This is a genomic window from Bradyrhizobium sp. (assembly GCF_030654605.1).
In the GTDB taxonomy this organism is placed as follows: Bacteria; Pseudomonadota; Alphaproteobacteria; order Rhizobiales; family Xanthobacteraceae; genus Bradyrhizobium.
Genome location: NZ_JAURXB010000028.1, coordinates 22,272 through 28,506, shown reverse-complemented (window position 1 = coordinate 28,506; position 6,235 = coordinate 22,272). Strand labels below are relative to the sequence as shown.

Sequence of the window (6,235 nt, the reverse complement as noted above, 5' to 3'; positions counted from 1 at the left end):
CGGCACACGAGCATACAGGTGAAGCGGAGGCATCCGGCTTTCCCTGCGCGATGGTTTAAGGCTTATACGTGCTCTCCTCGGTGAGCCCTGCACTTTTGCCACCGTTGCCCGCGCTGCCTTGAGCTACGAACTTGACATCTGCCCTTGGGATGTCGGGACCACACGATTTCGCCATCCGCTTCCGGCGCCCTCGTCAGGAGTGCCATCCGCGTCCACCGCATCCCCGCCCCGCGCTGGTACGTTGCGCAACGCCCCTCTGACCGGGACGGGATGGCTGTTGATATAGACTGATTTGTTATTCTGAAAAACAGAAATATTTTTCCGGAAGGGGCTTGACACGATTTCTGCTAAACAGAAGTGACTGGCCCGTCGGGTGGATTTGTTGAATTGATTGGGTGAATCGGTCTTATGCCGCACCCAACAATTTTTTCGCCCGGACTGCAGAACTGGGGCCCATACGACACAATACACCGGCGGATGCCAGCAACCTTTCAGTTAGTGGTTTGCCTTTTACCGCTGCGAGGCGATAAAGTGCGGGAGGCTTTTTAGTCCATTACGCAATGCACATCGATGACGCGTTTTCATGACCGATTTCTGGAATTCTTATCCGACGACTGGCTTCAGGAGCGAAGCAGACGTTGAACTGCGGCTGGTGCAACCACTGCTGGCAGCCTTGGGGTATGGAACTGAGGATTTGGAATCCAAGCCAAGCGTCGTGTTTCGGGAAGGGCGGCAGGGCCGCAGACCAGAAGCCGACTATATTGCCTTCTACGGCGCGGAACACAATCGCAATACGTCACTGCTTGTCGTTGAGGCCAAGGCTCCGGGTGAGTCGCTTGCCTATGGCAAAGACCAAGGCGAGTCCTACGCGACCAATGTCCGCGCGCCGCTTCTGCTACTGACAAATGGCGAAACGCTGGTTGTTTGGCAATGGCAGGCCACGATGGAAAGCACCTGCGTGCTGGATATTCCGGTTTCATCGTTGCTTGCACGTCGGGGCGATGTCGAACGTCTCCTCGCCAAGAAGGCGATCTACGTTTATTGCCGTTCACTCAAGGTAAAAAATGTTCTAGAGGTGTCTCGCGATTTCACTCGGTACGAAACGGCGGAACTGCAGCGTACGACGAGATCTGCCGCGACGATCAATCGCACCGTTCGACAGGCGCCGATAAGTTCCAATTCCCCGCCGATCGAGGCCGACCGGCTGCTCCCCAGTTTTGCGCGCGGCGCACTAATTGCGGCTTCATCGGGCTACGGCAAGACCACCCTCGCCTTACGAATGTTTCGCCAAGCGATCGACGCTCGCAAGCACGACAGTCTGGCGCTTCTTGCGTTTGACGTCCCCTTACCTGATCTTGAGCAGACGGACGTTTCAATTATTGATTTCATGCACCGCCGGCTGAGCCCGCATTGTCCCGGCATGTCGCCGGCGGCACTCGAACAACTGATGCGGGATGATGGCGTTATCCTAGTCTGCGATGGTTTCGACAGGGTCTCGGCCGCTCATCAAAACAGAATGGCGGCTCAGTTTTCTAACTTGTTGCGTGATTATCCGCTCCTTCAGATGTTTGTCTTGTCGCGGGAAGGCGTGCGACCGCGTATTGAGTTGCCGTTGCTCCTGCTTGAAGAATTGTCGTTCGAGCAGATGCGAGAACTGGAAAGGCTGCTCCTGGATGACGGCACGGGCACCTTCTACTCTATCATCAGTGCCATGCCGGACATGCTTCAGGAACTATGCAAGAATCCGCTACTGTTCAATCTTGCGCTGGACTACTGGAAGCTGAATCAAGCATTTCCGAAACAAATCGAGTTCCTTTTCCGGTCGTGGCTCGACAGCACACTGAAGCTCCAACCGAACGATACGGTCAGCGCCGTAATTCGGGAGCACGCGTTGGCGGTGATCGCCAACGCCACGACCGAATCGAATATCACGCCGCGGGTGGCGCTCGCGCTCATCGGGGCTAACGGAATTTCGGCAACCGCATTTGACGAATTGATTGGGTGTGACGCAATCCGTGTAAATGGATCGGTTGTCGAAGTTCAGCACGAAGCACTGGCGGACTACCTGCGTGCAAAGAGTATCGCTTCCCAGGAAGAGGCATCTTTGACATTGAGCCTAGCGTCGACAACCATGGCTGCGGACTCGTTTTTGCCTGTCTTGTTAATGTCGCAACTTACAACCCATCGAACACAAGCTGCGCTTTGGCAGCGCCTGTCTCAAACCAGCGCTGAAAGTTATTTGAACGCGCTCCGTTATCGGTTCGACGTATCGGAAGAACTGGCTACGCTTTCCCAAGAAACTCTCACTTACGATTATCTCCGCGATTTTGTCGAAGGCATCGAAATGCCGCTAGCCGGATTTTTTCCTGAGCTACGTCCCGAGGTCAACGAACTTCTGATTGATACGAGGGACGATAGCATTGCGGCGACCGGGCTGGTGTACGCGATGCCCGGGGAACTCTTTTACGGGCTTCATCCACGAAATGCCGGCCCGCAAGTCACCGTTGGTTTACCTTCCCAACATCGAACACAACGTTCGGTCAATCTGGATCGCTCGCACTATCGGTTGGATAGCGGACGACTGCTCGGAATGACGCTACTAAAGGATACTTTGATCGAGATCATCGAGAAAAAGAACCTCAAGGGCGGCGTGTTATGGGCTTCGGAACGACTGGTAGGCCGAATCAGATTTCTCGCTGAACAAGACGGCTTTCCGATAAGGCTGACCCAGACTCTCAATGAGCTGGAAGATGTACTGAGCCCATTAGCGGGACGCGCGCTTCAGTTCGGCCTCTTCGGACAAGGAGAAAGCTTTACGGTCGACTCATTGCTCGAAGACATCGCGTTGTTGAAGAGAAATGGGAGAACCGCGCTTGACCTTTGGTGGCAACAGCTGGGATGGGATGAAGATGCACAGGCCCAGAGCGGCAACGTTATTATCTGCGTGCTGAATGAACACTATCGTAGATTTCAGCAAGTATATGCCGAGGTCGTGCAAACATGTTTTCCTGCCTTCGCTGACCAGCTTGGGTTCTATTCGTCCCTTCCGGTTCGTTGGAAAGTGACGGTTGTGGAACGACCACCGCCCATGGGGAATTGGCAAAGCTTCAAGTGGCTTCCGGTCGAGAGCTGGGATCAAGCAGGAGCAGATGTGACCTTTAGCAGCGAGGGCGAGCCATTCGGCGACGGGACTGAAGCTCGGGCAGCGCTTTCAAAACTTAACCGCCTCAATGCTCACACACATATTCGGGTAGGATTCGGCAAAATGCCATCGTACGATGGGCACAATTGGCATGGATATTTTGACGGAGCCACCCCAGTGATCCATGACGTTTGTCGGCAACTCGCGGACGAGATCAAACGTGTCTTTTCGCCGTTACCTTCTAACGACGGATAGCTGCGTATTGACGGCAGAAATGTTCTGGTGGCGTTTGGTGCACTCCCAAGGCGCATTCTTCTTAGCCATCGGGCCGCATGGCTCGAAGGGCAGGACGACAGTAGGGGGTGGATGGCCGGATCAAGTCCGCTTATGACGGGTCTGTGTTCTGGATAACCCCATGCGCCCTGCTCTGCTCAATCCCCTGTTCGCGCCGGTCACGACCCTTGGCGGGGTCGGGCCGAAGCAGGACAAATTGTTCCGCTATCTGCTCGGCCGCGATGAGACGCCGCGGCTGGTGGATCTGCTGCTGCATCTGCCGGCCAGCGTGATCGACCGCCGGGCGCGGCCGAAAGTCCGCGACGCCGCCCAGGGGGCCGTGGTCACGCTGGAGGTGACCGTCGACCGTCACCGCCCGCCACCGCCGCGCAACGCGCGCGCGCCCTTTCTGGTTTATGCCAGCGACGACACCGGCGACGTGGTGCTGACCTTCTTCCGGGCCAAGCCCGGCTACGTCGAAAAACTGCTGCCGGTCGGCGCCAAACGCTATGTCTCCGGCACCCTGCAGATGTATGACGGCATCCCGCAGATCGTGCATCCCGACCGTGTCGTCGATGAAGAGGGTTTTGCAAAGCTGACGGGCATCGACCCGGTCTATCCACTGACCGAGGGGCTGGCGCTGGGCTCGCTGCGCCGGGCGATGGCGCAGGCGCTGCAGAAGCTGCCTGCGATGCCGGAATGGATCAGCCCGGAAGTGCTCCGCCGCTGCAAATTTCCCGCGGTCACTGAGGCGCTCAACCGCGTCCACGTGCCGGTCGAGCTCACCGACATCCTGCCGGATGGCCCGTTCTGGTCGCGGCTGGCCTTCGATGAACTGCTGGCCGGCCAATTGGCGCTGGCGCTGGTGCGGGCGCAGTTGCGCCGCCCGGCCGGCGACCGCCACGCCGGTGACGGCCATCTGCGCAGCCGGATCATCGACGCGCTGCCCTATGCGCTGACGACCTCCCAGCGCGACGCGGTCGCCGCCATCACCGACGATCTGCGCCAGCCGGTGCGGATGCTGCGGCTGCTGCAGGGCGACGTCGGATCCGGCAAGACCGTGGTAGCGCTGCTGGCCGCCGCCGCCGTCACCGAGGTCGGCAAGCAGGCCGCCTTGATGGCGCCGACCGAAATTCTGGCGCGGCAGCATATCAAGACCATCACGCCTTTGGCCGAACGCGCCGGGCTGCGGGTCGCGATCCTCACCGGCCGCGAAAAGGGCAAGGAGAGGCGCGAATTGCTGGCGCGGCTCGCCGATGGCGGGATCGATTTCCTGGTCGGCACCCATGCACTGATCCAGGACGACGTGGTGTTCAAGGCCTTGGCGCTGGCGGTGGTCGACGAGCAGCATCGCTTCGGCGTGCGCGAACGGCTGGCGCTGACCAACAAGGGCGAAGCGGTCGACGTGCTGGTGCTGAGCGCGACGCCGATCCCGCGCACGCTGGTCATGACCTATTTCGGCGACATGGATGTTTCGGAATTGCGCGAGAAGCCGGCGGGGCGCCAGCCGATCGATACCCGCACGGTGCCGAACAGCCGGCTCGGCGAGGTGATGGACGGCGTCGGCCGCGCGCTGGACAAGGGCAAACTGGTGTACTGGATCTGCCCGCTGGTCGAGGAATCCGAAGCCGAGGGCATCGAGCATTTGACCAACGCCACCGAACGGTTCGAGAGCTTGCGAGAGCGTTTTGGCGCGCGCGTCGGGCTGGTGCACGGCCAGATGAAGGGCGCCGAGAAGGACCGCGTGATGGCGCAGTTCGCCGCCGGCGAGATCGGGCTTCTGGTCGCCACCACCGTGGTCGAGGTCGGCGTCGACGTGCCCGCCGCCACCATCATGGTGATCGAGAACGCCGAACGCTTTGGCCTCGCGCAATTGCATCAGCTGCGCGGCCGCATCGGCCGCGGCTCCGAAGCCTCGACCTGCCTGCTGCTCTACAAGGAGCCGCTGAAGGAAATGTCCACCGCGCGGCTGAAAGTGATCCGGGAAACCACCGATGGTTTTCGCATCGCCGAGGAGGACCTGAAACTGCGCGGCGAAGGCGACGTGCTGGGCACAAGGCAAAGCGGCCTGCCCGGCTACCGCATCGCGCGCTCCGAGGTGCACGCCCAGCTCGTTACGCAAGCGCGCGACGAAGCGCTGCGGATCATGAAGGACGATCCGAAGCTGAAAGGCGAGCGCGGTGAGGCGCTGCGGGTGCTGCTCTATCTGTTCGAGCGCGACGAAGCGGTGCCGCTGATCGGGGCGGGGTAGATGCGCGCGGCATTATCGATTCCAGCCGCGGGGCCGGCGGCGCGATGTGTGTCGAAAATGGGTGATCTGAATTTCCGTCGCGGCGACCGTGTAGAAAATAAAATAACGCAATTGAGGTTCGACAATGACGCGCGCAGTCGGCTCGTCCGTTTCTCTCCCCTGAAAGGGATTGTCGGCTAACTGTCGCGAACGATCGATCAGGCGCGCGATGATACGTGAGGCAATATCGGGACTGTACTGACTTATGTAATCGTCAATCTGGGCGATGTCGCGCAACGCCCTCCGAGTAAAGCGAACCTTCATGCACGGGAGTGCAAGCGATACAGTTCGTCGATCTCTTCGTCAGACGCAAAATCGCCGCGACGCGCGTCTTCCATTCCCTCACGAACTGCTGCTCGCTCTTCATCGGAAAGCCGGTACACACCGGTTCGACGCGATTCGATTTCGCGCGCCACATTGGCAAGTTCTTCCTGATCCTCAAGAGGCCAAGTTTCAACTTGCTCCAGCAATTTTCTCGTTCCGGGGCTCATACCGATAAGTATAGCACAATTGCGCCGTTCCGCTACCGC

The 6,235-nt window shown here is 59.2% G+C and carries 4 protein-coding genes; 2 read left to right on the top strand and 2 right to left on the bottom strand.

The window, feature by feature from the left end; all coding sequences use genetic code 11:
* Positions 1–583 precede the first annotated feature (583 nt).
* Together Q7U29_RS03020 and recG are read left to right on the top strand one after the other, a co-directional pair.
* A complete protein-coding gene (locus Q7U29_RS03020; RefSeq protein WP_304738231.1) occupies positions 584–3,397 on the top strand; it encodes a type I restriction enzyme HsdR N-terminal domain-containing protein in 2,814 nt (937 codons plus the stop codon).
* Positions 3,398–3,557: 160 nt separating this feature from the next.
* Positions 3,558–5,666 (top strand): ATP-dependent DNA helicase RecG, encoded by a 2,109-nt coding sequence (gene recG, locus Q7U29_RS03015; protein WP_304738229.1) that lies wholly within the window; start codon positions 3,558–3,560, stop codon positions 5,664–5,666.
* A gap of 12 nt (positions 5,667–5,678) precedes the next feature.
* Here the strand turns inward: recG and Q7U29_RS03010 are convergent, their stop codons facing one another.
* Complete coding sequence (locus tag Q7U29_RS03010; protein WP_304738227.1) at positions 5,679–5,969, bottom strand: type II toxin-antitoxin system RelE/ParE family toxin; 291 nt, start codon at positions 5,967–5,969, stop codon at positions 5,679–5,681.
* Positions 5,966–6,175 carry a hypothetical protein gene (locus Q7U29_RS03005; RefSeq protein ID WP_304738225.1) on the bottom strand — a complete coding sequence of 70 codons (210 nt, stop codon included), beginning with the start codon at positions 6,173–6,175 and terminating at the stop codon, positions 5,966–5,968. The genes Q7U29_RS03010 and Q7U29_RS03005 overlap by 4 nt, the downstream gene beginning before the upstream one ends.
* Positions 6,176–6,235 lie beyond the last annotated feature (60 nt).

What these genes read in the sequence shown, in the direction of transcription:
- Q7U29_RS03020 (WP_304738231.1), top strand. Translation starts at nt 584, where the DNA reads ATGACCGATTTCTGGAATTCTTATCCGACGACTGGCTTCAGGAGCGAA.
- recG (WP_304738229.1), top strand. Translation starts at nt 3,558, where the DNA reads ATGCGCCCTGCTCTGCTCAATCCCCTGTTCGCGCCGGTCACGACCCTT.
- Q7U29_RS03010 (WP_304738227.1), bottom strand. Translation starts at nt 5,969, where the DNA reads ATGAAGGTTCGCTTTACTCGGAGGGCGTTGCGCGACATCGCCCAGATT.